Source organism: Mesoterricola sediminis (assembly GCF_030295425.1).
Lineage (GTDB): Bacteria > Acidobacteriota > Holophagae > Holophagales > Holophagaceae > Mesoterricola > Mesoterricola sediminis.
Map to the genome: position 1 here is coordinate 2,628,572 of NZ_AP027081.1, position 26,781 is coordinate 2,655,352.

Annotated in this window: 20 protein-coding genes, 1 tRNA gene and 1 pseudogene; 9 read left to right on the forward strand and 13 right to left on the reverse strand. The window is 65.8% G+C overall.

Annotated elements, in window-relative coordinates:
* Positions 1–4: 4 nt before the first annotated feature.
* The 6 genes from R2J75_RS11545 to R2J75_RS11570 all read right to left on the reverse strand — a co-directional run bounded on the left by R2J75_RS11545 (position 5) and on the right by R2J75_RS11570 (position 7,150).
* Positions 5–1,375, reverse strand: a complete 1,371-nt coding sequence (locus tag R2J75_RS11545) for a tryptophanase (protein ID WP_243334505.1) — start codon at positions 1,373–1,375, stop codon at positions 5–7.
* Between the two features lie 151 nt (positions 1,376–1,526).
* Positions 1,527–3,671: an acetate--CoA ligase family protein gene (locus R2J75_RS11550; RefSeq protein ID WP_243334504.1), complete on the reverse strand. Its 2,145-nt coding sequence runs from the start codon at positions 3,669–3,671 to the stop codon at positions 1,527–1,529.
* Between the two features lie 87 nt (positions 3,672–3,758).
* Entirely contained in the window at positions 3,759–4,649 is an 891-nt protein-coding gene (locus R2J75_RS11555) for a polysaccharide deacetylase family protein (RefSeq protein WP_243334503.1), read from the reverse strand.
* Positions 4,650–4,710: 61 nt separating this feature from the next.
* Complete coding sequence (locus tag R2J75_RS11560; protein ID WP_243334502.1) at positions 4,711–5,217, reverse strand: HNH endonuclease; 507 nt, start codon at positions 5,215–5,217, stop codon at positions 4,711–4,713.
* Between the two features lie 93 nt (positions 5,218–5,310).
* The gene (gene tsaE, locus R2J75_RS11565; protein ID WP_243334501.1) at positions 5,311–5,730 is read right to left on the reverse strand and encodes a tRNA (adenosine(37)-N6)-threonylcarbamoyltransferase complex ATPase subunit type 1 TsaE; all 420 of its coding nucleotides are present in this window, start codon (positions 5,728–5,730) and stop codon (positions 5,311–5,313) included.
* Complete coding sequence (locus R2J75_RS11570; protein ID WP_316410224.1) at positions 5,723–7,150, reverse strand: NAD(P)H-hydrate dehydratase; 1,428 nt, start codon at positions 7,148–7,150, stop codon at positions 5,723–5,725. The genes tsaE and R2J75_RS11570 overlap by 8 nt, the downstream gene beginning before the upstream one ends.
* Positions 7,151–7,204: 54 nt before the next feature.
* Between R2J75_RS11570 and R2J75_RS11575 the strand changes: the two genes are divergently transcribed.
* Positions 7,205–7,774 (forward strand): peptidylprolyl isomerase, encoded by a 570-nt coding sequence (locus tag R2J75_RS11575; protein ID WP_243334499.1) that lies wholly within the window; start codon positions 7,205–7,207, stop codon positions 7,772–7,774.
* A 72-nt stretch (positions 7,775–7,846) separates the two neighbouring features.
* Entirely contained in the window at positions 7,847–8,245 is a 399-nt protein-coding gene (locus R2J75_RS11580; RefSeq protein WP_243334498.1) for a cobalamin B12-binding domain-containing protein, read from the forward strand.
* Here the strand turns inward: R2J75_RS11580 and R2J75_RS11585 are convergent.
* From R2J75_RS11585 to lexA, 3 genes and pseudogenes are all read right to left on the reverse strand, one after another.
* A complete protein-coding gene (locus R2J75_RS11585) occupies positions 8,235–8,822 on the reverse strand; it encodes a LolA family protein (RefSeq protein WP_243334495.1) in 588 nt (195 codons plus the stop codon). The two genes, R2J75_RS11580 and R2J75_RS11585, sit on opposite strands and share 11 nt — an antisense overlap.
* A 570-nt stretch (positions 8,823–9,392) precedes the next feature.
* A pseudogene (locus tag R2J75_RS19915) lies at positions 9,393–9,968 on the reverse strand (GTP-binding protein); the annotation flags it as partial.
* A gap of 119 nt (positions 9,969–10,087) precedes the next feature.
* Positions 10,088–10,867, reverse strand: a complete 780-nt coding sequence (gene lexA, locus R2J75_RS11595) for a transcriptional repressor LexA (protein ID WP_308220529.1) — start codon at positions 10,865–10,867, stop codon at positions 10,088–10,090.
* 67 nt (positions 10,868–10,934) lie between these two features.
* On the opposite strand from lexA, the gene R2J75_RS11600 reads away from it, so the two are divergent.
* The 3 genes from R2J75_RS11600 to R2J75_RS11610 all read left to right on the forward strand — a co-directional run bounded on the left by R2J75_RS11600 (position 10,935) and on the right by R2J75_RS11610 (position 13,912).
* On the forward strand, positions 10,935–12,755 hold the full coding sequence (locus tag R2J75_RS11600) for a 2-oxoacid:acceptor oxidoreductase subunit alpha (RefSeq protein ID WP_243334489.1): 1,821 nt from the start codon (positions 10,935–10,937) through the stop codon (positions 12,753–12,755).
* Positions 12,756–12,766: 11 nt separating this feature from the next.
* A complete protein-coding gene (locus R2J75_RS11605; RefSeq protein ID WP_243334487.1) occupies positions 12,767–13,807 on the forward strand; it encodes a 2-oxoacid:ferredoxin oxidoreductase subunit beta in 1,041 nt (346 codons plus the stop codon).
* Positions 13,808–13,836: 29 nt separating this feature from the next.
* Positions 13,837–13,912: transfer RNA gene (locus R2J75_RS11610), tRNA-Ala, on the forward strand.
* A gap of 264 nt (positions 13,913–14,176) precedes the next feature.
* Here the strand turns inward: R2J75_RS11610 and R2J75_RS11615 are convergent.
* Entirely contained in the window at positions 14,177–14,890 is a 714-nt protein-coding gene (locus R2J75_RS11615) for a hypothetical protein (RefSeq protein ID WP_316410225.1), read from the reverse strand.
* Here R2J75_RS11615 and R2J75_RS11620 point away from each other — a divergent pair.
* The 4 genes from R2J75_RS11620 (at position 14,889) to R2J75_RS11635 (ending at position 23,475) form a co-directional block, all read left to right on the forward strand.
* Positions 14,889–21,266, forward strand: coding sequence for a hypothetical protein (locus tag R2J75_RS11620; protein WP_243347176.1), 6,378 nt, complete (start codon positions 14,889–14,891; stop codon positions 21,264–21,266). The two genes, R2J75_RS11615 and R2J75_RS11620, sit on opposite strands and share 2 nt — an antisense overlap.
* A 17-nt stretch (positions 21,267–21,283) precedes the next feature.
* A complete protein-coding gene (locus R2J75_RS11625; RefSeq protein ID WP_243334480.1) occupies positions 21,284–22,021 on the forward strand; it encodes a hypothetical protein in 738 nt (245 codons plus the stop codon).
* Between the two features lie 434 nt (positions 22,022–22,455).
* On the forward strand, positions 22,456–22,731 hold the full coding sequence (locus R2J75_RS11630; protein ID WP_316410226.1) for a hypothetical protein: 276 nt from the start codon (positions 22,456–22,458) through the stop codon (positions 22,729–22,731).
* 243 nt (positions 22,732–22,974) lie between these two features.
* Positions 22,975–23,475 (forward strand): transposase, encoded by a 501-nt coding sequence (locus R2J75_RS11635; RefSeq protein ID WP_316410227.1) that lies wholly within the window; start codon positions 22,975–22,977, stop codon positions 23,473–23,475.
* A 396-nt stretch (positions 23,476–23,871) separates the two neighbouring features.
* Here the strand turns inward: R2J75_RS11635 and istB are convergent, their stop codons facing one another.
* The 3 genes from istB to R2J75_RS11650 are packed head-to-tail and all read right to left on the reverse strand — an operon-like array spanning position 23,872 to position 25,885.
* Positions 23,872–24,639 carry an IS21-like element helper ATPase IstB gene (istB, locus tag R2J75_RS11640; protein ID WP_316410229.1) on the reverse strand — a complete coding sequence of 256 codons (768 nt, stop codon included), beginning with the start codon at positions 24,637–24,639 and terminating at the stop codon, positions 23,872–23,874.
* Positions 24,633–25,658 carry an IS21 family transposase gene (gene istA, locus R2J75_RS11645; protein WP_316411604.1) on the reverse strand — a complete coding sequence of 342 codons (1,026 nt, stop codon included), beginning with the start codon at positions 25,656–25,658 and terminating at the stop codon, positions 24,633–24,635. Before istA ends, istB begins: the two co-directional genes overlap by 7 nt.
* Positions 25,577–25,885, reverse strand: coding sequence for a helix-turn-helix domain-containing protein (locus R2J75_RS11650; RefSeq protein ID WP_316410230.1), 309 nt, complete (start codon positions 25,883–25,885; stop codon positions 25,577–25,579). The genes istA and R2J75_RS11650 overlap by 82 nt, the downstream gene beginning before the upstream one ends.
* Positions 25,886–26,781 lie beyond the last annotated feature (896 nt).

The following is a 26,781-nucleotide window of genomic DNA, read 5'->3' on the forward strand; positions in this document are numbered from 1 at the left end:
CGGATCAGGCCCAGGTCATCTCGGCCGTGAAGTGGCGGAGGAACTTGGCCTGCTTGGCGATGCGCACGCCGCGGACCTCGGAGGCCTTGGCCTTCAGCTCGCAGATGACCTCGGCGGCGTAGTCGAAGTGGCTCTGGGTGTACATCCGGCGCGGGAAGGCCAGGCGCACCAGCTCCATGGCGGAGTAGGTCTCGGTGCCGTCCTCCAGGCGCTTGCCGAACATGACGCCGCCGATCTCGACGCCGCGGATGCCGCCCTCGAGGTAGAGGGCGTTGCAGAGGCTCCAGGCCGGGTAGTCGCAGGGCTGGAGGTGGGGCAGGAAGGCCTTGGCGTCGATGTACACGGCGTGGCCCCCGGTGGGGCGCACGATGTCCACGCCCGCGGCCAGCAGCTTCTCGCCCATGTACTCGGCGGTGCGCAGGCGGTAGCGGAGGTAGTCCTCCTGGAGGCCCTCCTCGAGGCCCACGGCCAGGGCTTCCAGGTCGCGCCCGGCGAGGCCGCCGTAGGTGGGGAAGCCTTCGGTGATCACCAGGTTGGCCCGGGCCGCCTCGGCCAGGGAGGCGTCCTTGAGGGCGATGAAGCCGCCGATGTTGACCATGCCGTCCTTCTTGGCGCTCATGGTGCAGCCGTCGGCGAGGCGGAACATCTCCTGGGCGATGCTCTCGACGGTGCGGTCCTGCATGCCGGGCTCGCGGAGCTTGATGAACATGGCGTTCTCGGCGAAGCGGCACACGTCCAGGATCAGGGGCTTGCCGTACTTCTTCAGCAGGGCGCTGTAGGCCCGCATGTTCTCCATGCTCACGGGCTGGCCGCCGCCCGAGTTGTTGGTGACGGTCAGCATGCCGAAGGGGACGCGGTGGCCCTCCTTCTTCAGCAGGTCCTCCACCTTGCCGAGGTCGATGTTGCCCTTGAAGGGGTGCACGGTGGCGGGCTGGAGGCCCTCGGGGATGACCAGGTCCACGGCCTCGACGCCGTCGAACTCCAGGTTCGCGCGCGTGGTGTCGAAGTGGGTGTTGTTGGGGACGATCTGCCCCTTCTCGGTGGCCACCGCGAAGAGGATGCGCTCGGCGGCGCGGCCCTGGTGGGTGGGGATGATGTGCTCGTAGCCGGTCAGTTTCTGGAGCACGCCCTGGAGGCGGAAGAAGCTGCGCGCGCCGGCGTAGCTCTCGTCGCCTTCCATGATGGCGCCCCACTGCCGGCTGCTCATGGCGCCGGTGCCGGAGTCGGTGAGGAAGTCGAGGAGGACGTCCTCGGCGCGAAGCTTGAACACGTTGAGCCTGGCCTCCTCCAGGAGGCGGACCCGCTCCTCGCGGGTGGTCATGCGGATGGGCTCGACGCTCTTGATGCGGAAGGGTTCGATCATGGTCTTGGGCATGGGATTCCTCTCAGCGGAAATGGGTTGGATGCGGGACGGGCGGCGGGGTGACGCGGTCACCCCGCGGTCAGGGCAGGCCGCGCCCCATCCTCCACCGAGGAGCGGGCTTCGTGCTCCGCCCTCCGCTGCTTGCTCCGGCAGCCCGGGATCATCAGGCCTCCGCGAGCGTCCGCAGGCCCTGGAGGGCCTTTTCCATGCTGGGGAAGACGGGCAGGCCCGCTTCCATGAGGGCCTGGCGGTAGGCCTCGTAGAGGGTGCCCCCCTCCACGGCCACGCCCAGGCGCTTGCCCGATTCCCGGGCGATTCCCGCCAGGGCCTGGGCGAAGGCCGCCATGGCGGCGGGCGACTCCGTGTCCAGGCGGCGCGTGAAGGGCACGAGGCCCACCACGAGGGTGTCGGCGCCGGACTGGGCCAGGAGCCGGGTGCAGGCCAGGTAGGCCTCGGCGTCGGCCATGGGGGTCACGTCCAGGGGGAGGCGCGGGTTGACCAGGTCCTGGAGCTTGTGGGTCTCCAGGAGCGTTTTGAGGGCGGCGGTCCCGGCCTCGTCCAGCTGGTGGCCGCCGAGGGCCCCTTCCAGCACGTCGGCGCTGCACACGGACTCGAAGCCGGCGTTGGTGACGACGGCCACCCGGGAGGGGCGCCCCTCGGGGAAGGCCGCGAGCCAGGCCAGGGCGGCCTCGTAGCTGCCCATGGACTCGCAGACGATGACGCCGGCCCGCTTGAGGAGGGCCCGCTGCAGGGCCCAGTCCCCGGCCAGGGCCCCGGTGTGGCTGCTCGCGGCCTTCTGGCCCTCGGAGCTGCGGCCGCCCTTGTAGAGCACCACCCACTTGCCCTGGGCGGCGGCGGCGCGGGCCGCCTTGGCGGTGGCCAGGAGGTCGCCGGGCTGGAAGCCCTCCACGTAGGTGGCGATGACGCGGGTCTGGGCGTCCGAGGCCAGGGCCGCCACGAAGTCCGACAGCTTGACGTCGATCTGGTTGCCGATGGAGACGGCGTAGCGGAGCGGGAGGTGCGGGGCCGTGGAGAGGCGGCTGATGAGGAAGGCGCCGCTCTGGCTGACCATGCTCAGGGCGCCCCCGCGGGCCTCCACCGGCAGCTTCTCCCGGGGGATGAAGAGGGTGTTCACCCGGCCTTCGCTGCTGACGAAGCCCAGGCCGTTGGGGCCCACCAGGGCCGGCGTCCAGAGGCCCCGGGCGCGGCGCTCCGCCAGGAGCTCCGAAACGGCCCGGCCCCGGCCCTCGGTGTCGGCACCGTCGCCCACGCCGCCGGGGACGAGGTAGACCACCTGGGCCCCCCCGCCCTGCGCGCAGAGCTGGCGGATGGCCTCCACGGTCTGGGCCGCGGGGAGGCAGAGGATGAGCATGTCCACCGGGTTCGCGGCCAGGTCCTCCACGCCGTTGAGGCAGGGCAGGCCGTCGATCTCGGCGGTGTTCGGCTTGATGGGGATGATCGCCTTCCGGTCCAGGGTGGAGAGGAGGAGGTTGTCCATGATCATGCGCCCGGGGGTGCCGGGCCGGGCCGAGATGCCGGCCAGGGCGATGGTGCGCGGCTTCACCAGGAGGTCCAGGAGGCCCTTGGGATCGGGCCCGGGCGCGGGCGGCGCGGGGACCTCGCCCAGGGTGCCGACGCCGTCCAGGGCCACGGGGCGGCCCTGGGGATCCAGGACGACGGGGTTCATCTCCAGGAGCTCCGCACCCATGCCGTCCAGCAGGTCCACGAGCTTCCACAGGCCCCGGAGCCAGTCCAGGATCGTGGTCTCGTCGGTCAGGGGCTTGCCCTGGCGCATCGCCCCCAGCCAGATCCTGCCCAGGTAGTGGGCCTTGAAGTCGGCCAGCGCCTGCTCGGGGGTGACGAGGCTCACCGGCCACAGGCAGGGGGCGATCTCCTCGCCCCAGGCGTTCGTGTGCAGGCCGCCGATGCCGAGGACCAGGGTCCAGCCCGCCTCGGGGGTCCGGCGCAGGGCCACGAGGGCCTCCGTGGGCAGGCCGGAGACCTTGCGGAAGTCGACCATCTCCACCACGAGCGTGCCCTTCCAGGCCCCGTGGGGGGCGCCGAGGGCCTCCATCTCGCGCGCCTGGGCCCAGATGCGGCCGGCGTCGAAGGCCTCGAACCGCACCAGGCCGAGGTCCGACTTGTGCCACACGTCCTGGGCCACGCCCTTCAGCACGACCTTCTCGCCGGGCGCGAAGGGCAGCGCCTGGGCGTCCTCGAGGCTCCGCACCAGGCCCCGGCGCAGGCCGGGCAGGCCCGCGCGGGCCAGCAGTTCGTAGGCGTCCTGTTCGTTGATGAACGTCGTCATGGGGGCAACTCCGGCAGATCGTCAGTCCGGATTATCCAGGCCCGCCCGAGTGCAGGGGGTCACTTCACCGCCGCCCGGCGGCGGGACTCAGAGGCCCACGCTGACCCATCCGGACCGGCCCGGGATCTCCATGCGCCCGATCTCCGCCGCCGGGGGGTTGGCGGCCTTCAGGTCCGGCACCCAGTCGGCGTGGGTGCGGGCCACCACCTCCCGGTCCTTCAGGCCCTGGAGGAACTTCACGAAGGTCTCCGCCAGCGCCCCGCCCTCCACCTCCGTGTGGAGGGCGTAGACGTTCAGGGCGTCCTCCCGCACCAGCCCGAGGACCTTGGCGTTGACCTCGTCCGGCGTCAGGCCGTCCAGGCCCCGCAGCTCGTCCAGGGTGGGCAGGGTGGTGGGCACCTGGAGGGTGGCCAGGGTCCGCCCCCGCACCACGGGGTAGAAGGCGCGGGTGCCCCGGCAGTCGCCGGCGTAGTCGAGGCCGTAGGCCTCCTGGATCTCCAGGGTGTGGTCGTTGCAGCGCCAGGCCGGGCTCACCGCCCCCCGGGCCTTCTCCCCGAAGACGTCCTCGAAGCCCGCGTGGGCGTCCCGGAACCACGCTTCCAGCCAGGCCCGGGACTTGCGGTCCAGGAGGTCGTGGTACTGCACGTGGTCCCAGGCGTGGATGGCGACCTCATGGCCGGCCGCCTTCGCCAGGCGCATCTCCGCGGCGGCGCGCTTGCCGATCACCGGGGCCGGCAGGAGCACGCCGTACATCATGGTCTTCAGGCTGTAGTAGCTCCCGGCCTTGTTGCGCAACTGCTTGGCCAGGAAGCCCTTGCGGAAGATGCGACGCAGGGCCTTCCCGCTGCTGTCGGGGCCGAGGCTGAAGTAGAAGCTGGCCTGCATCCCCACCTTGTCCAGCATCCTAAGCAGGGCCGGGATGCCCTTCAGGGACCCCTCGAGGGTGTCCACGTCCACGCGGAGGGAGATCGTCTTCATGGGACAAGTCTACCCGAGGCGGGCCCCCCTCCGCCGCGTCCCGGTCCCGGCGGCCGGAACCTCAGGCCGCGGACCCGTCCTTCAGGATCTCCTCGAACCGCCGGAAGAGGTGCGCCCGGGGGGCTTCGGGCACCTTCTTGAGGCGCATGCCGGCCTGCTCAGGGGTGCGGCCGCCCTTGGTCTGGTTGCAGAGGAGGCAGCAGGCGACGAGGTTCTGCCAGGCGGTCCGGCCGCCCTGGCAGAGGGGGATGATGTGGTCGATGGTGTCGGCCCGGTTGTGGCAGCCCTCGTACTGGCACTGGTAGTGGTCCCGCCGCATGACGCGCCGGTCCAGGCGGCCCATGAGGAGCTTGCTCTCCGCGCAGGCCCGGGCGTGGGGGAAGATGATCAGGAGGATCCGCCCCTTCAGGTTGTCGTGGCGGTCGAGGCTCGCCGGATCCAGGACCATGGCCCGGCCGGAGGCCACGGCCCGGATGGCCTTGCGGCGGGCGACCTCCATCATCGGCACATAGTTCCGGTCCACGGCGATGACCGCGTTCCCTGCGGATCTGTCGGCCTTGTCTTTCATGGTCACCCCTGGGTGGCCGTGGGGTCCCCTCCATTGTGCGGGACAACCCGGGCCCAGGGCAACCGGATGGATGCCGGCGGCGGCGGGAATCCGTCAGGGCACGCGCCAGGTGGCGGTCCGCGCCTCGCCCTCCCCCTCCAGGGCCAGTTCGGCGACCCAGGCGGTGGGCCAGGGGCCTTCCGTGCCGGCCCATTCCACCACCAGGTAGTCCCCGGGGGCGACGGTCTCCTCCAGCCCCAGGGTCCAGGCGCCGGTCTCGCCCAGGCGGTAGAGGTCCAGGTGATGGACGTGGGCGCCGGGCACGGCGTAGCGGTGCAGGACCGCGTAGGTCGGGGAGGCCACCTGGTCGGGGTCGCCGCCCAGGCCCTGGACGAAGCCCCTCGTCCACGTGGTCTTGCCGGCCCCCAGGGCGCCCCGCAGCAGCCAGGTGCCGCCCGGGGGGGTCGTCCGGGCCAGTTCGGCGCCCAGGGCCTCCGTGGCGGCCTCGCCGGCCAGGGGTCGGGTCTCAGTCATGGGGTCCTCCGTGCAGGGTCCTGAGCAGGGCGGCCAGGGCTTCCCCCAGCTCGCGGATGAGGATGGGGCCGGGGCCCAGGCGGTCCGCGGCGGCGCCGTGGAGCCACACGGCCTCGGCGGCGGCCGCGCGGAGGTCGCCGCCGGCGGCGGCGGCCTGGGCCCCCCGGGCCCCCACCATGCCGGCCAGGAAATCGCCGGCGCCCCCGGTGCCGAGGCCGGGATGGCCGGTGGGATTGGCCCAGACCTCGGCCAGGCCGCCTCCGGCCACCAGCGTCTGGGCGCCCTTCAGGACCAGGACGCCAGGACCGTCCGCCACCTCCCGGACCCGGGCGATGCGGGCGTCGGGGCCCCGCCCCAGGGGCGCGGCCCCGGGGAACAGCCGGTTGAACTCACCCGGATGGGGGGTGAGGACGGTGCCGGGCCGAGCCAGCCACCGGGGGCCTTCCCCCGGCTGCAGGGCGGAGGCGTCCAGCACCAGGGGGCCCTCCCAGGCGGGCACCTCGGCGATGCCGCCGGGCCCCGCCACAAGGGCCGTGAAGCCGGCGGGGAGGGCGCCCTCCCAGGGGCGCACCATGGCCTCGGGCACCTGCCCGGCCACCTCGGCCCGCACCTCGGCGTCGCAGAAGACGGTCACCAGACCGGCGCCCATGCGCAGGGCCCCCAGGGCGGCGAGCACCGCCGCCCCGGCCATGCCCCGGGATCCGGCCCGGATGGCCAGGTGCCCGGCCTCGCCCTTGTGGGTGTCCCAGCGCGGGGCGCGGGGCGCGGGGGCCTCCAGCAGGCGCAGGGCGCAGGGGCCCTCGCCCCGGAGGGGGATGGGGACGACGGAGATCGCGCCGCACAGGTCCCGGGCCGGGCGCAGGCCATGGCAGACCTTGAGGCGGCCGAAGGCGGCGGTGCGGGCGGCGGGGATCACGGGGCCGGGCACTTCAGCGGCGCTCGGATCCAGGCCCGACGGCAGGTCCAGGGCCAGGATCCGGGGGTGGCCGGCCAGGGCCCCGGCCCAGGCGGCGGCGGCGCCCCGCAGGGGGGGACGCGCCCCCAGGCCGAACAGGCCATCCACGACCCAGCCGGCGAAGCCTTCCACGGCGGCCTGGGGGTGGTCGGCCATGCGATAGGTCCCGCCGATCCCCTCCCAGAGCCGCGCCTGGAGGGCCGCGTCGCCCTTCCAGGCGGGCACCCCTTCCAGGACCCACACGTCCACGGCCCGGCCCCGCAGGCGCGCCAGGCGCGCCAGGGCCAGGGCGTCCCCGCCGTTGTTGCCGGGGCCCGCCAGCACGTGGAGGGGCCCCGAGGCGGGCAGCAGGTCCAGGGCGCCCAGGGCGGCGTGCTCCTGGAGGACCAGGGAGGGGACGCCCCAGCCCTGGATGGCGTCCGCTTCCAGGTCCCTCATGTCCTGGGCTGTCAGAAGCGGGATCATGGGCGTCTCCGGGTTGAGCTAGGATAATACGTCCCCCCCTTCCAGGAGCATTCCGTGCGCAAAGTCCTGTTCGCCCTCACCCTGGCCCTGCCCCTGCTGGCCGGCAACCCGAAGGTGGAGATCGCCACCAGCCTGGGCGCCTTCACCGTGGAGCTGGCCCCGGAGGCCGCCCCGGCGACGGTCCAGAACTTCCTCGCCTATGTCCGCAACGGCACCTACAACGGCACCATCTTCCACCGGGTGGTGCGCGGCTCCATCACGGTGATCCAGGGCGGCCAGCACCTGCCCGACCTCTCCAAGAAGAACGTGGGGGCCTCCATCCGCAACGAGGCGGATCTGGCCAAGGCCAAGAAGCTCCTCAACACCCGCGGCACCATCGCCATGGCCCGGGAGAGCCTGCCCGATTCCGCCAAGGCGCAGTTCTTCATCAACGTGAAGGACAACCCCTCCCTCAACCACAAGGCCCGCACCCTGGGCGACTTCGGCTACTGCCCCTTCGGCAAGGTGGTCAAGGGCATGGACGTGGTGGAGCGCATCTCGAAGGTGAAGACCTCCGAGCAGAAAGGCATGAAGGACGTGCCCGCGGCGCCGGTGACCATCGTCGCCGTCAAGGAAGTGCCCTGAGCAACTCCGTCACAACTGCTCCCGGGCCGGGCCCGGAACACCCTATAATCCGGGCATAGCCTGGAGAGACCCATGTCCACTTCCCCCATCCGCGTGATCATCGCCAAGCCTGGACTGGACGGCCATGACCGCGGCGCCAAGGTCGTGGCCCGCGCCCTCCGGGACGCGGGCATGGAGGTGATCTACACCGGCCTGCGCCAGACGCCGGCCCAGATCGTCGCCGCCGTCGAGCAGGAGGACGCCCAGGTGCTGGGCATGTCCATCCTCAGCGGCGCCCACAACCAGATCTTCCCCGAGGTGATGCGCCTCATGAAGGAGAAGGGCATCGACGACGTGCTCGTGTTCGCCGGCGGCATCATCCCCGACGAGGACATCCCGGGCCTTCAGGCCGTGGGGATCCGCGCGGTCTTCCAGCCCGGCACCAACACCGACGACGTGGTGGCCTTCATCCAGAAGGAACTCAAGGCTTGAGCCACCGGGTCCCGGCCGGGGCCTTGAACGTGAAGAGCGATCCCTCGAAGGGCTTCCCGGGCACCCGGGGGTCCTCGAAGGTGAGCACCTGCCTGGCGCCGGTGGGATCCGTCCAGGCCAGGCTCCGGGGCAGGCCGCCCCGCCCCGTCAGCGCCACGGGCGGCAGGCCCTTGGCGCGGGGTTCCAGGCTGAAGGCGTCGGCGCCGGGGCCGGGCTTCACCGTGTAGACCCGCTCCAGCGCGGCGGGATCCAGGAGCACCGCCAGCAGCGGGGCGTCCTTGAGGGCGCCCTGGATGTCCACCTTCTGGGCCGTGCGCGTCGAGGGATCGTACTGGACGAGGGAGGTGCCGTCGGCCACCAGGAGGAGGCCCTGGTGGTAGTCGACCCGCAGCTTCCCGCCCCGGGCGAGGCGCAGCAGGCCGGTCCGCTTCAGCTGGCCGAACACGGCGCTCTCGGAGGTCTGGGTGAACCGGCTCTCCAGGCGGGGCGAGGCCGTGAAGGCCTTCCACCAGGCGGGCACCTGGGCCCCGGCCTGGCCCGCGGCGAGGAGGGCGATGAGCATCGGTGCTGCGTTCATTCAGGACCTCTTCAGCTCGAGGGTGAGGTGTTCCAGCCCGCCATGCCCGGGCGCCGGGCGGTGGAGGGTGGCCTGGCCGACCTCGACTCCGGCCTGGCGAACGGTGATCACCACCTCCAGGTCCCCGTCCTGGACGGCGGGGGCCAGGTCGACCCGGTGGGCCAGCATGCGGCTCGCCGCGGGGCGGGTCGGCAGGGGCACCGGCAGCGGCCGCAGGCCCGGCGAGGTCCCCCGGGGGGTGGGCGGCTTGATCACGACGCGGGGCACCGGCGGGGCGCCCTGGGGGGAGACCTTCACCCGCAGGGGGGCCATCACCTGGATCCCGGGGGCCCGGACGGGCTGGGTGCCGCGCTCCGGGGCCGGCGCAGCGAACCCGGAGGAGGTCTCGGCGTCGCCCCGGGTGTCCCGGGCGCCGGAGACGCCCTGGGTCTGGGTGGCGTCGGAAACGGGAGGGGGCGTCCGAAACTCCGCGGGCACCTGCAGGGACGCGGCATCGAGGGCCACCGGGGCGGGCGGCGGAGGCGGCGGCGGCGCGGGCGCCGTGCGGGCGCCGTCGGCCAGGTGGAGGGCCTTGATCTGGGCCAGCGCGATCCGGGTGATGCCCCGGAGGGTCTCGAAGACCCCCGTGCCGTCCTGGGCCACGGACTGGAAGCTCATGCGCCCGTCGGGATTGAGTTCCGCCTCCAGGGTCTCCACGGGGACGATGTTGCGCAGATCCCGCTTGTTCCACTGGAAGACGAGGGGGATGTCCTGGATGTCCAGCCCCAGTTCCCGCAGGTTGTCCCGGAGGTTCTGCAGGCTCTCCTTGTTGGCGTCCAGCATCGGCGTCTGGCTGTCGGCCACGAACACGATGCCGTCCACCCCCTTGAGCACGAGCTTGCGGGTGGAGTTGTAGAACACCTGGCCCGGCACCGTGTAGAGCTGCAGCTTGGTCTTGAAGCCGCCGACCATGCCCACGTCCATGGGCAGGAGGTCGAAGAAGAGGGTGCGGTCCGTCTCGGTGTTGAGGGAGACCATCTCGCCCCGGGCCTTCTGCGAGGTGCGGCCGTAGATGGTGTTGAGGTTGGTGGTCTTGCCGCACAGGCCCGGGCCGTAATAGACGATCTTCGTCGTCATCTGACGCGTGGCGTGATTGAAGAACACCATCCTGGAGTACTCCGGTTCCTGTCGAGTCTAGCGGGATCCGCCGCGCACAACCAACCTTTTGGACGACGTACGCGGCGCGCCCCCGGATGGGCCGGGGGCGCGCGGGAGCGAGGGATCGGTCAGCAGCTGCGCATCACGCCCACGAGCACGCCCTGGATGGCGATGCGGTCCGGCGCGAAGCACTTGGGGGACAGGTCGGGATTGTGGGGGATCAGCCAGACGCCCTGCGGATCCCGGCGGAATTCCTTGAGGGTCGCCTCCTCGCCGTCGATGAGGGCCACGACGCGGTCGCCGTTGCGGTAGTCGCCCCGGCGCTGGAGCACGACCAGGTCCCCGTCCAGGATGGAGTCCTCCATCATGGAATCCCCACGGACGCGAAGGACGAAGAGCTCCTGCCGGTCCCGGTGGATGCAGTTGGGCACCTCGAGGGGGATGGCGCGGGATTCGGGGATGAGCGGCGTGCCGGCGGCCACGTCGCCGCAGAAGGGCACGGAACGGCCCCGCTTGCTGTCGTCCTGGCCCCAGGCGCTGGGCTCCCGGGCGGGGGCACCGGCCTCCTGGGCGAGGACGATGTTGTTGCCCTTGCCGTGGCTCCGGTCCAGGAATCCCTTATCCATCAAGTGCTGGACATGCTTATGGATCGTGCTGACCGCGCTGGAGCCCACCCCTTCGGCAATCTCCTTCAACGTGGGGCTTCGCCCCTCCGTTTCGAGAAACTTACGGATGAACTGCAGGACAGCAAGCTGCCGTTTGGTGAGGTCCATTGGCTTCATACCCCATAAGATAGACGAAAAGCCCTCCGGGGTCAATCCCTTTTTTTTCGCCTCGCCCTTCCGAAAAAATCCCAACGACTGGATGGTCCTTATCCGACCAATCTGGTAATGTTTCCCCCGGCGCATCGCATAAATTCACCAGCGCGCGCCCAAACCCGGCGTCACAATACCTTTCCCACTGGGAGGCCGAATCATGCTCACGCAGCCATCCACCTCTGAATGCGTCGGCGGGGGAACCCTCGTCAACGATTTCTCCATCGAGGTGGCCACCGTCAATGGTTCCGGGTCGCAGACGGCCAACACGGTGCTCATGCGCACGATCTTCCAGATGGGCGTGCCCGTCACCGGCAAGAACCTGTTCCCCTCGAACATCGCCGGGCTGCCCACCTGGTTCCAGATCCGGGCCAACCACCGCGGCTACAAGGCCCGCAAGGCCGGCATCGACCTCATGATCTGCATGAACCCGGAGACCGCCAAGGAGGACGTGGCGAAGGTGGCCCCGGGCACGGTGCTCATCTACGACGAGCCCCTCAAGCTGTCGGACCTGCGCAACGACCTCGCCTTCTGCGCGGTGCCGTTCCAGAAGCTGGTGGCGGCCTCCTGCCCCGAGCCCAAGCTGCACAAGCTGGTGAAGAACATGGTCTACGTCGGCGTGGCCGCCCAGATGATCGGGCTGGACATGGACGAGGTGAAGCGGGCCATCGCCAAGCAGCTGGACGGCAAGCAGAAGGCCATCGATCTGAACCAGGCGGCTGTCCAGGCCGGGTTCGACTGGGCCCAGGCCGAGGCGCCCCGGCAGACGAGGCTGCGCATCGAGCGGCTCGACCGCACCCAGGGCCAGATCATCATCGATGGCAACACCGCCTGCGCCCTCGGCGCCATGTTCGCTGGGGTCACCGTCGTCGCCTGGTATCCCATCACCCCCAGCTCGTCCGTCGTCGAGCAGCTCATCGACTATTCCAAGGAGCACCGCCGCGACCCGGAGACGGGCCGGCTCAACGTGGCCATCGTGCAGATGGAGGACGAGATCGCCTCCGCCGGCGTGGTGGTGGGCGCGGGCTGGGCCGGCGCCCGGGCCATGACGGCCACCTCGGGCCCCGGCATCAGCCTCATGAGCGAGTTCATCGGGCTGGGCTACTTCGCCGAGTGCCCCGGCGTCTTCGTGAACGTGACCCGCATGGGCCCCTCCACGGGCCTGCCCACGCGCACCAGCCAGGGCGACGTGGAGCTGTGCGCCAAGTGCAGCCACGGCGACACCCTGCACATCTGCCTCTACCCCGGGACCATGGAGGAGTGCTTCCAGTTCACCTACCAGGCCTTCGACCTCGCCGAGCGCTTCCAGACGCCGGTCTTCGTCGTTTCGGACCTGGACCTGGGCATGCAGAACTGGGCGAGCGAGCCCTTCGCCTACCCCGAGTCCCGCTACGACCGCGGCAAGGTGCTCGACGAGGCCGGCCTGAAGGCCGTCGTCGACTGGGGCCGCTACAAGGACGTGGACGGCGACGGCATCTGCTACCGCACCCTGCCCGGCACCCCCGGGGGCAAGGGCGCCTACTTCACCCGCGGCACCGGCCACAACCCCTACGCCCTGTATTCGGAGAAGCCCGACGAGTTCAAGGCCACGGTGGATCGCCTCAAGCGCAAGTTCATGACGGCCCGCGACTACGTGCCCAAGCCGCTCCTCACGGGTCCCGGGGTCTCCCGGGGCATCCTGGCCTACGGTTCCTCCGATCCCGCGGTGGCCGAGGCCCGGGACATCCTCGTGGAGCAGCACGGCAAGGAAACCGACTACCTGCGCGTGCGGGCCCTGCCCTTCACTCCCGAGCTCGAGGCCTTCATCGAGGGCCACGAGGTCGTCTACGTCGTGGAGCAGAACCGCGACGGCCAGATGGCGGGGCTCATCCGGGAGTTCTACCCCCAGTGGGCGACGAAGCTGCGCAAGGTGCTCCACTACGATTCCACGGCCATCACGGCCCAGACCGTCGTCGACCAGATCAACGCTTTCGAAGCCTGAGGGATCGGACCATGACCACTTCCGCCACCGCCCCCGTCCCCACCAACCAGCTCGGCCTCACCAAGCAGGACTACGTGGGCGCCAAGTCCACCCTCTGTCCCGGCTGCGGCCACGACGCCATCACCGCCCAGATCATCCAGGCCGCCTGGGAGATGAACCTGGAACCCCACCGGGTCGCCAAGCTCAGCGGCATCGGCTGCTCCTCCAAGACGCCCACCTACTTCATGAGCCAGGCCTGGGGCTTCAACAGCGTCCACGGCCGCGCCGCCGCGGTCTGCACCGGCGCGGCCCTGGCCAACCGCAGCCTGCTCAACATCGTCGCCTCCGGCGACGGCGACTCCATGTCCATCGGCATGGGTCAGCTCGTGCACATGATCCGCCGCAACGTCCCCGTGGTCTACATCATCGAGGACAACGGCGTCTACGGCCTCACCAAGGGCCAGTTCAGCGCCACCGCCGACGTGGGCTCCACCCTCAAGCACGGCGACGTGAACGAGATCCAGCCCATCGACCCCTGCACCCTGGCCATGGAGCTGGGCTGCGGCTTCGTCGCCCGCTCCTTCAGCGGCAACCCGAAGCAGCTGGGCACCATCCTCAAGGCCGCCCTGGCCTACGAGGGCACGGCCCTCATCGACGTCATCAGCCCCTGCGTGACCTTCAACAACCACGACAGCTCCACCAAGAGCTACAAGAACGCCAAGGACCGGGAGATCCCCCTCCAGGAGCTGGGCTTCATCCCCTACTACGACCACGAGGAGATGGAGCTGGACGCGGGCCAGGCCATGGAAGTCGGCCTGCCCGACGGCTCCCGCCTCACCTTCCGGAGCGTGGGCAAGGACTTCGACGTCACCGACCGCCTGAAGGCCATGAAGGAGATCCACGAGGCCCACGCCCGCGGCGAGTTCCTCACCGGCATCTTCCACATCGAGACCGGCAAACCCATCCTCCACGACTACACCCACACCGTGGAGGAACCCCTGGCCACGATCGCCCAGGACAAGGTCAAACCCGGCCGCGAGGTGCTGGAGGCCTGCATGAGGGAGTTGATGTAGGCCGGTCCCGGCGCTACACTGGTCCCCTCGGGCCTGTAGCTCAGCTGGGAGAGCGCCTCGTTCGCAATGAGGAGGTCGACAGTTCGATCCTGTTCAGGTCCACCAAGAAGAAAGGCCGCCTCCGGGCGGCCTTTCCGTTGGTGGAGACGCCCTGGGCCCGCCGGAGGCCGGGACCGGGCCGGCCGACGCGGCCTTCCTCCGTTTGGCCTGCGCGCCTTCCGCAGGCCGGATGCCCCATCGCTCGCCAGGAGGCGGGGAGGGTTTCCAGGACGCACCCTCAAAATGTCAAAATTCGATATGGACTTTTTTGAAATCAGTTTATTCTTGGTGAAATTTTCAAAACTCAAGTCATGCCACCACGGTTTGTTGCTAGGCCAGGTCGGCGGCCCCCTGCGACTGGAAGGGTTCCTGCAGCGCAAGGTTCATTGCCCTGGAAGATTCCGAGGCGTCCTCCATGCTGCGGCAAATGATGAAGGCCTTTGTGACCTGCGGGATGGCTTCCGGCTGCATCCTGGCCCCCGCGGCAAGCCCAGCCATCAGCAGCTTCACCCCGGCCCTTGGCGGGGCGGGAACCTCGGTGATCCTGGACGGCAGCAATTTCACCGGAGCCAGCGCTGTGAAATTCAACGGCGTGGGGGCCAGCAGCTTCGTGATCAACAGTCCCACGAGGATCACCGCGGTGGTCCCAGCCTCGGCCTCGACGGGCAAAATCAGCGTGACGACTTCCGGAGGAACAGCCACCAGCAGTTCGACCTTCACCTTCGTCCCGGCTCCGAAACTCACCAGCTTCAGCCCGAGCAGCGGCGGGGTGGGGACAACAGTCACCATGACCGGCACCAATTTCATCGGTACCACATCCGTAAAATTCAATGGAACGGCCGCCAGTTCCTTCACGGTGCTGAACGCCACCTCCGCCACCGCCGTCGTGCCCTCAGGGGCCACCACCGGCAAGATCGCCCTGGCGACGCCCGGAGGTAGCGCAACCAGTTCCACGAGTTTCACCGTGGGCCAATCCCCAGCCATCACAACACAGCCCACCAGCAGAACCACAAACCTTGGCTCCTCGGCAACCTTCACCGTCATGGCCACCGGGACCGCTCCGCTGGCCTACCAGTGGGCCAGGAATGGCGCAGACATTCCGGGTGCCACCGCGTCCTCGTACACCACGCCGCCAGCCGTAATGTCGGACAACGGCACGGCCTTCACGGTCCGGGTTTCCAACGCCTATGGCGCCGTGACCAGCAATGCTGCCATCCAGACCATCCCTGTGAAAGTCACGGTGGCTCCCATATCGGTGACCATGGATCAGGGAAGCCAACGAACCTTCACTGCAACGGTTACTGGCACCATCCAGACCGCTGTCACCTGGACCTGTACCGCAGGCTTTATCGGGCAGGACGGGGTATTCACTGCGCCTAATGCTGCGGGCTCCGTCACGGTCACGGCCACTTCTGCGGACGGCAGTGGCGCCAGGGGAAGCGCCACGGTCACAGTCCGGGCTGTTGGCATTTCCTCCATCAGCACCTATCCCGGCGACCACCTGGTAGCCTTGGGCGACCAATTGCAATGCTGGGTCACCGTGAGTGGGACAGTGGACACCCGCACCACCTGGACAGTCTTGTCCGGAGGTGGCCATTTCGACTATTCCGGAAACTACAATCCCCTATTTTGTGCGCCCTCCACCGTTGGAACCGCGACGATCCAGGCAACCAGCGTCGCCGATCCGTCCAAATCCATCACGACCACGCTCACCCTCGCAGACAACGGCGGGAGACCCGTCTTCACTTCGGTAGGCCTTACGCCTTCTCCCATAGCATTGGGCCAGCCTTGTGCCTTGGCCTGGTCCGTAAACCAAGCGTCGAGTGTAACCATCAAGGATATGGTAGGCCATGAATACGAAGTCTCCGGGCAGAGCAGCATGCCGCTGAACATCGGGGATTACATCGACACCATGGACATGGTCACAGTCCGGCTCGAAGCCAGCAATGCGGGCGGGTCCACCACCTACATCTACCGCAGCCAAGCATCCTTCCCCTGGATCCAATCCCTTTCGATTGATCCTCCGGTGGTCAAACCGGGCGAAACGGTAACTGTGGCAGCCGTATTCCAAGGCGGAAACGGTCGCATTGAACCGAACCAGGGAAGCGTTTCGTCCGGGGTACCAACCATCGTAAATGCGCTCGGCTCCCCCGACCAGCGATTGGTCGTAGAAAATGCCTTCGGAGGCAAAGACGAACTTGAGTTGGGAGTGGCCGTGCGGTCCCCCAAGGGAACCATCCAGCGGACCGGAAGCCTGCCGACACGCACTTACTCGAACCTCTGGACCTACAGTGACAATGAATTGTGCCGGGTTGTTCCCCTTAGGGACGGCCGGGTCGCCGCATTCGGGATCATTGACGAGACCTCCCTGGCCATGTCCTTGGCGGTCTACGACCCCCTGCCCGGATCTTTCACGACCCTGGCACCGCTCGAGCGTCGAGACTACACGGTTCCTCTCTGCCTTGCGGACGGCAGTCTGCTCTTTGCAGGGTCCCAGAGTTCCGAAAGGATCGACCCCAATTCCGGTGTTGTGACCCACCCCCAATTCGGCTACGAAATGCAGCAGTTCAGCGCAACATTGCTTGCAGATGGGAACGTCCTCTTCGCTGGGGGCGAGTATATCTACAGGGACCAGAGCGATTTCTTATGGCCCGGCTTCCCCCTGAATTGCGCAAAAGTCTGGAATCCATCGATCGATCAAATGGTCTTTCTTCCCGAAATGAGGGGACCTCGGTCCCGGCATAGCGCGATAAGACTGTTCGACAACCGAGTGCTGATCGTCGGAGGCCTGGGTCTGGGCGGCGAATACCAGTTGGATGCTGAAATCTACGACCCCAACACCCAAGCCTTCGCCCCCAGTGGCTCCCTGCAACGACCCGCCACGCATCCGCGGCTCAACTTGCTTCCCGACGGCCGGGTTCTTGTTTTTGGGACGGATACAGAGCTTTTTGATCCAGGAACCGGGCAATTCACCATCGTCAGTCCCAACCCGCCCTGGGCAAATGCCCTGTTGTCCGCATTGCCTCTGCCTGATGGGCACGTACTTTCCGGCGAGGCTGGATCCCGGGGAACCATCTTCGATCCCGCAACGTCCAGATACTTCCAGGTTGATAGCCCCTCCGGACCCTCCACCGGCATCGTGTGGGCGGCCCCCTTGGCGGACGGACGGGTACTCTGGGCTGGCGTGAATGAGGAAACCTCTCAGGGTGTATCCAGCCTGCTTTTCGATTCGCAACCCGAGGTCGCCATTACGCCCTTCTGGAAATCGGTCCACGCGGCCGAATTCATCGACTTCACCGCGACAATCCAAGGAGGTGGATCGGTAACCTGGTCTGTCAACCCTGCCGATGCGACCATAAGTGGATCCGGACGTTTCCGCGCCACCCGGGCAGGAACGTATGTGGTAAGCGCATTGACCGCCGATGGGCGCAAGGGTTTTGCCTGGATTGAAGTCCTGCCAATGATTCAGGCCTTGCGCGTGGTCCCATCCAGTACGATCTTGGCTGCCGGCGGGACTCTCGCCTTCACAGCCTTCGATCAGAACAGCGCAGTTCAGGCAACCTGGGAAACCACTGCTGGTTCGATAGACGCCAACGGCGTATTCACAGCTCCGGCAACGTCATGCACCGCAACCATCACTGGGTTCCGCGCCGACGATCCTACGCGTGGCGGGTCCACCACGGTTCAGGTGCTTGCCTTGCCGATCATCCAAGCCTTTACCGCAAATCCACCCGCCACGGCACCAGGCCAAGGCATCACCTTGAGTTGGGCCGTTGACGGCGCAAGTTCACTTACCCTTGATCCCGGGCAGGTGGATGTGACAGGTACTACCTCCTTGCTCGTCACGCCCGGAACGGCTACAACCTACACGCTGACCGCCAGGAACGCTCTGGGTAGCGTCGCGCAGTCCGTTACCGTCCTGGCTTCCGTTGTCCTGTCCATCGCCGTCAATCCTGGCCCCCGCACCATGATTGCCGGGACATCCAATGGGTTCGCGCGCAATATCACCGTCCTGAACGGGTATGACCCGACGGTGACCTGGACAGCGAGTGCCGGGACCCTCGTTGTATCGGGCCAATACAACGAGCAAGTGATCTATACGGCTCCCCTGGTCCCAGGCACCTACACCATCACCGAGACCAGCGTGGCCGACCCCACACGCAGCGCCTCCGTCACTGTCACCGTCGTACCCCTGGTGGTCACAGTGGACCCAGACTACATCGTGCTCGAACCCGCCACGAGGATCCACTTCGGATTCTCCGTGAACGCCGGAGGCTTGGTTTGGAGCGCAACCGGCGGGAGTTTCGACCAGGAAGGTTGGTACACCGCACCGAACCTCCCAGGAACATACACGGCCACGGCTGCGAGTTCGCTAGATCCCGCCGTGAGCGCATCCCTCACGGTAGTCGTCAAGGCCATCAAAATCTACCTCACTCCCACCAAAGTCACCCTGGCCAAGAACGCCATCTACCGATTCATGGCTGCAACTTCGGCAGGCAACGTCGTATGGTCCGCGCCCGTAGGGGGAACCGTCACTTGGAATGGGACGTTCACTGCGCCATCAGTGAAGGGCACCTATTCTGTCCTTGCCACCAGTTCCTTGGATCCTACGGCCCATGCCATGGCCACGGTGGTAGTGGATGATAGCGGCCTATCAGGCGGGGGAGCTCCCAGCGGAGATGCGGGTCCGCCGTCTCCAGCGACGGTCGGTGTGGAGGTCACTCCCGCGATCGTGGCCGAACTGGCCACGGGATCCTACCAATCCTTTTCAGCCACGGTCTATGGAAGCCAGGATCCTGACGTGATCTGGGAGGTGAACCAGAATATCGTGGACCCTGTCAGCGGCTTGGTCTTTGGCAAGATCGACGAGAGCGGGGTCTTCACTGCCGGCTATCCAGGGTATTACGTCATTAAAGCCACCAGCAAGACGAATTCCAACAAGTTTGGCACTGCCGTCATCCTTGTGAAGCATTCCATGGAACGCGTTTACACCGCCCCAGCCAACGCCCTATATGCCTACCATTCGGTGACGGCGCTGAAGGATGGGCGCGTGTTGATCGCTGGCGGCAGCCCCGATGGGATCAACGTTGCCGGGGATTGCTTCATCTACGACCCGGCGTCCGGAACCACACTCCGAACGGGTTCTCTCAATGTTCCCCGAAGCGGCCATCAGGCAGTCCTCCTAACGGATGGGCGCGTTTTGGCCGTCCAGGGGTACGGCAATCGCGACCAGCTGGGTGACCCGCAACTTCACGGAATGGGTGACCTACCCCATTCCGAGTGCTATGACCCCGCAACGGAACAGTGGACCTCCCTGCCGCTCATGAAGGGGACGACGGTCCAGGGCAGTGAAATCTGGAACCTCAACAAGGCTGGTTCAAGCTTAGCTCTGGCCAATGGCCAGGCCTTGATCCTTGGCGGAAGCACCTTCTACGGGGACTTTGACCCCAATGCGAGTATTTTCACGGGAGGCAGCTTCTTGAGCATCAGTTGGCAAAACCTATGGTGGGGACTTTGGTTTCCATTAGTTAGGCTCCAGGATGGACGAGCATTCTACTGCGGGGGATACACCGACATGCCGAGGCCGAATGGAAATTCGGACCCAGATTGGCCGATCATGAATGCCGCTATGCTCTACGAGCCTGGTTCGAACACGGCAACCTACGTGGGGACAATGACCAGCAAGCGCTTAGATCACACAGCCACCGTCTTGGCTGATGGGCGTGTATTGATCGTGGGAGGTGTTTCACACAACGAGAGAGCCTATGGTGATATATCCAGGCAGGATCAATACATTCCAACGTCCTCCTGCGAGATCTTCGATCCTGCGAACGGCACATTCACGGCCACCGGCAATATGGCCTTCCCCCGTGCCGGCCACGCCGCAATCCTACTTCCCACGGGGCAGGTGCTCGTGGCAGGCGGATATTTCCAAGTCGATGTCGATGATAGACACTGGTACTTAGGCCTGATTGAAACATATGATCCGGCGAGCGGGACCTGGTCCGTCATGGATACCTTGGACTACGGGCTGAGTGAACCCAAACTCGCGCTGATGAATGACGGAAGTGTGTTCATTGCTGGACAGGTGCAAGCGCCCATGGAAGCTCCTGCGGTGATCGCACAAGCAAGGGCAGCAGGGCCAAACGGGATGATGGCCGCTGATTTGGCCAGCACCACGCTGATGATCGGATCCACGCTATTTGGGACCATGCCTGCCCCTGCTTGGTCTATGACCGATCTCAGTCTTAATCAGGGTGTGGAAGTCGCGGGCAGCTCTGTTGGCGGAACTTTCACGGTTACCGGTACCCAGACATGGAAGAACGTTCCTCTGGTCATTGATCGTCCGGCCCTCGTGAAGTTCAACCTTACAAGCAGCAATCAATGGTCCACCGCGATCCCAGTGAAGATTGAGATCCCGGCTGATTCGACGTTTACTCCGATCACTGTCACCGCCAAACCGGCGAATACAGGTTTGCTCGGCGGTTACAAGCCAAGCGCCAAGCTCCTCCTGGATGCGTTCGTGATTCCCAAAGCCAACGTGAAAGGAAATCTGGCGCTCAAGCTAACGATCCAGCCTCCTGGTGGTATTACCCCAGAGGTTTTGAACCTGACAATCCCATTCCAGGCTGCACCACCAATGACCATTAAGCTGGTGCGTGTGAAATACATTTATGTCGATAACGGAACTCGAAAGGTGGAGTGGGTTGGGAGGACCGATGCCAGCGAATTTACTGCTGCTGCGACGGCTGCCGAGACTTGCATCAAATCTTACTTCCCGGTTGCCACCAGCCCTACGATTGTGGTGCCACAAAACGACCCATTCTTTGTCTGTTCTGAAGACTACAAGGACGAGTCGGGGAATCTGATTACAGCCAAAGGATCCGGCGTTTATTCCGATGGAAGTCTGCCGCCCTTTAATTTGTCCCAGTCGAGTTCGGCTTGGGGCGATGTTCACGATTTCGCGCAGGAGTGGGTGCCGATGACATCCACACTTGGAATTAATGGGGCACAGCCCGCGAACACCTTTGTCGCCCTCGTTGTTCCTAGAATCGCCGGGCACACATACCTGGTGAATGGCGGGAATGCTCGGGGGGTGGGCACCCATAGCGATCACTTTGTTCTCTACCTTTACAATGAAGGTGAGGTGATCGCCCATGAAGTGGGGCACGCCCATGGCCGTGATCACATCAAGTGGCCGCTGACGGGGAATGTCCCTGCGTCGCCGTGGGATGCGAATTACCCGTACTCGAATGGGGTGATAGGCGTGAATGGCTGGGATCCCTTAAGCGGAACCAGTAAGGACAAGGGCGCTTTCGTGGACATCATGACCTACGGAACCCCTCGCTGGATTTCCGATTACACCTTCTACTGGTTGTGGAAATACGACTTCGACATGTGGCCTGGAAAACCCCAGTAATTCCAATGGAGATCAACATGCACAACATTCGCATCATGATTATGGGGATGGCTGTTTTGGCAACGAGCCACCTTTGCTCTCAAAGCCCCGTCTACTACAGGGGGATCATCCGATATCCATTGGAGGTGAACTTCCGCCCTCTCCCTCCAGGTGACGGGGGTGTAGATATCCTTCCTCCAGAACAATTCCCAACCGACCTCAGATCCAAAGAACAGGGTGAATTCACCCTCTTTTACCTGGATGACACCATTGAAACCTTCCCGTGCATTGTGGAGGCACGTGAGTTGGAGAAGAACGGTTTTGATAATGAGAACAATCACAAAAAGGGTAAGGCGATGGAGGCTTGGTTCTGGGCCTTGGTTCCGAGATACAAACCCGCTCGTGGCTATCGACTGATGAAGGGTGGAATTCTGGTCCGCGAAAAATATTTCCCGCAGTCGGAACAGGCTCCAAGTATCGACTTCAAAGAAGAGGCCACAGAAAGCGGGCTTAAAATCCATTGGACTATTGAAAGCGGGAAGGCGATGACTTATCACATTGTCCGCAGATCAGTGGATGAGGGAAAGACTTGGTCATCCATTGATATTCCTGGCAAGGGTTACTTGACCAAAGATCGGAATGAATTCGAAATCCCTTCAAGCGATCTAGAAAAGAATGCACACCCGATTCTAGATTTTTGGGCATGGCAGAACTTAGTAATGACGAGGTTCCAATACCAAATTGGCTCAGGCAAATTGCCACAGATAATTCGGTAAGACCTTGCTTACACCTGAGTCCGTGCAATCCGCCTGCGGCGAATCTCCGGAAACCCAATATCCATGAGGGTTTGGTACCATTGTAGTCGGGTGATCGGTGTCACCCAACGGGTGACCCGAATGGGAATCAAGTTCATCAAGTCTGAGAAGATGGAACTGGTTGGAGGCGCAGGGCTTGCCTTGGTGGGCCAGATCCTGAACCGGTGCACGACCCTGGGCAAGGATCTCACCCGGCAGTTCCCCAAGCGGACCGGAGCCGTGCCGACCGGCGACGTGGCTTTGGCCTACGTCGCAACCCTCTGCACGGGGAAGAGCGACTTCGAGGCCGTCTCGACCCTGGAGGACAAGGTGCTCGCGCCGGAGAGCCTGGGCCTTCAGGCCTTCCCTCGCCGGTCACCGTCCGGCAGCGGCTGGACGAAGGGGCGGACCTCTACATGCCCTACGTACAGAAAGCCACCGGCGACCTCCTACGCAAGAGCAAGGCCCCGATCACCGCCCTCTCCACCGGGCACGTGGCCCTGGACGTCGATGTCACCCCGCTGGACAACTCCAACTCCAAGAAGGAAGGCATCGGCTGGACCTACAAGCAATTCGAGGGCTACGCGCCCATCGCCGCCTACCTGGGCGAGGAGGGCTGGGCCCTGGGCTTCGAATTGCGGGAGGGGACCCAACACTCGCAGAAGGAGACCCCGCGTTCCTGGCGCGGGTGAGCGCCCTCGCCAAGAAACTGGTGAGCGGGAGGAGGATCCTGCTCCGCATGGATTCCGGCAACGACGCATTGGAGAACTACGCCCTGGCTGCCGAGGAAGGCATCGACTACCTGGTCAAGCACAACTGGCGCACGGAGAACCTGGAGGTCTGGGCGGACAAGGCCGCGGGCATGCCGGAATCCGCCTGGAGCCACCCCGGGAAGGAAGCGGGTGGTGCGCTTCTCGGAGCGGATGGAACGAACGGTGAAGTTCAAAGGCGAGGAAAGGGTTGTTCGCTACCGGATGGTGGTGGAGGTTTCCGAGCGCACCACGGACGCCAAGGGCAACGCCCTGCTGCTCCCCCTGGTGGGCGTGGATGCCTGGATCACCAGCCTGGACCTGCCGGAAGCCGACGTGGTCGCCATCTACCGGGACCACGGCACGAGCGAGCAGTTCCATTCCGAGATGAAGGGAGAACTCGATCTGGAGCGGCTTCCCAGCGGCAAGTTCATGACCAACGCCCTCATCCTGGAGATGGGCGTCCTGGCCTACAACGTCCTGCGCCTCATGGGGCAGATCGGCCTGAAGGGGTACAAGCAGCGGCACGAGAGCAAGCGTCGCCGCATCCGGACGGTGATCCAGGAACTGCTGTGCGTGGCGGCACGGGTCGTTCACCACGCGGGCCAGGTGGCCTACAAGTTCGGGCGGACCTGTCTGGCCTTCGACCGGCTGGTCCTGCTCCGAGCCCATTTCTGCGGCGCCTGACGGCCTCCACGCTCTCGATCGGATGCCTCCAGAAACCACCGGCGTCAGGCCGGAGGACCATCCGGAATTTGGGGTATCCCGCCAAACGCCCCTGTTTCCCGGCCCACGAAGGGACCGTGAAGGTGCGAAGGCGGCCTTCGACATCTCAACCCGGCGCCTGGTCGGCGACAATGGCCCCATTCGGAGCGTGTTCCGTCGGATCCCGCAGGGATCCGCACGGATTCACGTTACACCGTGCCGGTGTTCGAGAGAAGACCTCCCTGTCAAGCGACATCAAAATTGACCCACCAGGCGACACGAAAACTGACCCACCTGGTAGTTGGGAACTGAAGCCGCCGGGGTGTCCGGAGCGGAGGCCGTAGGCCGTAGCGCAGGACATCCCGGCGGGCGCGGCCATCATCCGGCCACTTCCTTGGCTGGCACGACGCCAGCCCGGCGCTTTTCCTTGAGGCGGTAGCTCTCTCCCTTGATCGTCACGATATGGCTGTGGTGCAGGAGCCTGTCCAGGATGGCCGTCGCGACCACCTCGTCCCCCAGCATCTCTCCCCAGGAGCCCACGGGCTGGTTGCTGGTGATCATCAGGCTGCCCTTCTCGTAGCGCTTCCGCACCAGATGAAAGAACAGATGCCCGGACCGTCGCTCCATGGGCAGGTAGCCGAGCTCGTCCACGACCAGGACATGGGGGCGGGCGAATACCCTCAGGGCCTCATCCAGCGCCCCGTGGTCCGAGGCCGCCGCCAGTTGGTGGACCAGGTCCGCGGCGTGGATGAACCTGGCGCTGTATCCCTGCTCGATGGCCTTCGCGATGGCCAGATGGGTCTTTCCCACGCCCGGCGGCCCCAGGAGCAGGACATTCGTTGCGTTGGCGACGTAGCGTCCCGTCTCCAGTTCCGTCACAAGGCGGCGGTCCAGGCTGGGCTGCAGGCTGAAGTCGTAGTCCTCCATGCGCCGGTCCAAGGGGAACTTGGCCATCTGGATCCGCATCCGGGCCCGCTTCTGGTCCTTGCTTTCGATTTCCTCCCTGATCACCAAGTCGAGAAAGTCCAGGAAACTCATCTCGTTCTGGGCCCCGCGGTCCAGGAGGGTGTCCAGGCGCTCCCGGGTGCTGACCAGCTTCAGCCGGATCAGGTGACGCTCCAGACGTTCGAGCCGGGGATCTACCATGCCTCACCTCCCACGATGGCGGCGTAGTGGGAGAGTGGCCGCCGGATCTCGCTGGGTTTGCCCACCCGGGCGATGCCGTTGGTGAAGCTGACGGCGTGACCAGGATCCTCGATGACTTGGCGGCGTCCTGGATGGACCGGATGCTCCGCGATCACCTGGTCCTGGCAGAACACCTGGATGGTGTCGGCCTCGACGGTCACCTCCAGGGTGGCCCCGATGAACTGGGGCGGGACGCTGTAGCGGTTGGTATCCACATCGATCCGGCCATCCGCAGCCACCGTCCGGGACAGGTGGCGCACCAGGAGGTAGCTGGGATGGTTTCCCATCGGGCGCAAGGCCGCCTTCTCCGCCGGAAATCGATCTATCGGCCTCTCGCCGATGGTCCCGTGGATTCGGGTGTCGGCCACGTTGAGCATCCACCAGACCAGATGCTCATCCAGGGCCTCATCGGATTCCCAGCCCTCGCGCCCAAGGGCATTCCCCTTGGCATAGCCGACGCTCCGTTCCACCTTGCCTTTCGTTTTCGCCCGGAACGGCTGGCAGGCCCTGGGCACCGTCCCCCAGTGACGGCAGAAGGCGTCGAATTCCGGATGGAAGACGGGGATACCTCCCTTGCGCCTGTCCACCAGGGGCTTGGCATTGTCGGTCAGGAGGATCTCCGGGACGCCCTCGAAGTGCTGGAAGGCCCGTTCGATGCCCATGATCCAATCCCGCTGGCGGAGGCTCCCGGAGATCTCGATATAGCACCGCCGGCTGTAGCCGAGGGTCGCCACGAACACGTAGCGCTTCTGCCGGACTCCGCCGATCTGCAGCCACTTCTCCCCGAAGTCCACCTGCATCTGCTTGCCTGGCGGGGTCTCGAACCGGACCGTGGCCTGCTCAGCCCTCTCGTAGCTCTGCCGGAAGGGGCGGAGGGCCCTCTCGACGGTCCGCAGGCTCACGGAGACTCCGATGGCCTCCAGTTCCTGGCGAAGGACATCGGCATTCCGGCCCCTGCGTTGAACTGGTTCTGGATCCAGAAGTAATACCTGTCCAGGAGGCCGGCCCGGGAGCCGTTTCCATAGCTTCTGTCCGGCCCTCCACGAAGCCAGTCCCGGACCGTATTCCGAGAGAGGCCGACCTCCCGGGCGATCTTTCGGATCGACCAGCCCAAGTTCTGCAAAGCAAATATTTGGGCCACTGCACCGTCTCCGAGCATTCTGGCCTCCGGCTTATGGAGACCAGCGTCCCGCGGTTCGAACTCCATGCCCTCCTCCTTTCGGGGGGGTGGGTCAGAATTCGTGTCGCAAGTGGGTCAGTTTCGGATGTCGCCCGATACTCCCCTCAGTTCGGCAGTTTCAGAAAAGGGCCTCGCGGCCCTTTCTGTTGTTCCTTCCCTGCCGTTTGTCCCGGTCGTGAGCCCCCCCGTCAACGCGGGGGCTCATGACCGGGCGCAAGCGATCCGCTGAATTTATGTGGTCTTTGAAAGCCTGTGTGTGTCGAATCCCTCCACGGACAGCCCGCGATCCGGGAGTGTGCCAGGCGCATTTCCTGGCGCGATGCCGGAGGGGTGGGCCGGTTTGGTGCGCTCACGTTGCCTTCACTTTGCTCATTTCTGGTCAGTGGTTGAAGGGGCAGAGGGGAAACAAGGGCGCACCTCGTGCGTCCGCCAGTTTCCCGTTTGGACGATCAAGGGATGCGTTTCTGAGGTGGTATTGCGGCCCAAAGACCGGCCCCGATAGGGGGTGGGCGTAGGGTGCTTCTTCCCAAAACCGGAAAATCCGACTCAAGGATCCTCCATTGCCGACCGATCAGGTCATCCAAGGGGACGGTGCCCCAAGGAGCTGGACATGGCGGAAACCAAACTGTTAGCAATTCCGGGGGCAGGTACCGGTCGGCCATGCGTGCATGACGGCCCCAGCCCCCCAGAATTGCGGTGTTGAACAAGCTCGTTCGCAGCGGAGCCGGCGCGCTCGTTATGCGGAATTCGGGGTGGGTCGGGCTCCCTTGGGCATGCGGAGGGCCCCGACGATGCCCTGCATGGTCCGCAAGGTTCTCTGGCGACAGCCTGGTCCCGGGCTGCCGACCCATTCGGGCCAGACCCTTCCCAATCCGGGCAGGGACGCCAGGCACGGGATGGTGGTGATGGGCGCAGTAGGGACG

Bases quoted from the DNA above. Each gene is read 5' to 3' on its own strand.
- R2J75_RS11545 (WP_243334505.1), bottom strand. From the start codon at position 1,375: ATGCCCAAGACCATGATCGAACCCTTCCGCATCAAGAGCGTCGAGCCC.
- R2J75_RS11550 (WP_243334504.1), bottom strand. From the start codon at position 3,671: ATGACGACGTTCATCAACGAACAGGACGCCTACGAACTGCTGGCCCGC.
- R2J75_RS11555 (WP_243334503.1), bottom strand. From the start codon at position 4,649: ATGAAGACGATCTCCCTCCGCGTGGACGTGGACACCCTCGAGGGGTCC.
- R2J75_RS11560 (WP_243334502.1), bottom strand. From the start codon at position 5,217: ATGAAAGACAAGGCCGACAGATCCGCAGGGAACGCGGTCATCGCCGTG.
- tsaE (WP_243334501.1), bottom strand. From the start codon at position 5,730: ATGACTGAGACCCGACCCCTGGCCGGCGAGGCCGCCACGGAGGCCCTG.
- R2J75_RS11570 (WP_316410224.1), bottom strand. From the start codon at position 7,150: ATGATCCCGCTTCTGACAGCCCAGGACATGAGGGACCTGGAAGCGGAC.
- R2J75_RS11580 (WP_243334498.1), top strand. From the start codon at position 7,847: ATGTCCACTTCCCCCATCCGCGTGATCATCGCCAAGCCTGGACTGGAC.
- R2J75_RS11585 (WP_243334495.1), bottom strand. From the start codon at position 8,822: ATGAACGCAGCACCGATGCTCATCGCCCTCCTCGCCGCGGGCCAGGCC.
- lexA (WP_308220529.1), bottom strand. From the start codon at position 10,867: ATGCGCCGGGGGAAACATTACCAGATTGGTCGGATAAGGACCATCCAG.
- R2J75_RS11600 (WP_243334489.1), top strand. From the start codon at position 10,935: ATGCTCACGCAGCCATCCACCTCTGAATGCGTCGGCGGGGGAACCCTC.
- R2J75_RS11605 (WP_243334487.1), top strand. From the start codon at position 12,767: ATGACCACTTCCGCCACCGCCCCCGTCCCCACCAACCAGCTCGGCCTC.
- R2J75_RS11620 (WP_243347176.1), top strand. From the start codon at position 14,889: ATGGCCACCGGGACCGCTCCGCTGGCCTACCAGTGGGCCAGGAATGGC.
- R2J75_RS11615 (WP_316410225.1), bottom strand. From the start codon at position 14,890: ATGACGGTGAAGGTTGCCGAGGAGCCAAGGTTTGTGGTTCTGCTGGTG.
- R2J75_RS11625 (WP_243334480.1), top strand. From the start codon at position 21,284: ATGCACAACATTCGCATCATGATTATGGGGATGGCTGTTTTGGCAACG.
- R2J75_RS11630 (WP_316410226.1), top strand. From the start codon at position 22,456: ATGCCCTACGTACAGAAAGCCACCGGCGACCTCCTACGCAAGAGCAAG.
- istB (WP_316410229.1), bottom strand. From the start codon at position 24,639: ATGGTAGATCCCCGGCTCGAACGTCTGGAGCGTCACCTGATCCGGCTG.
- R2J75_RS11650 (WP_316410230.1), bottom strand. From the start codon at position 25,885: ATGGAGTTCGAACCGCGGGACGCTGGTCTCCATAAGCCGGAGGCCAGA.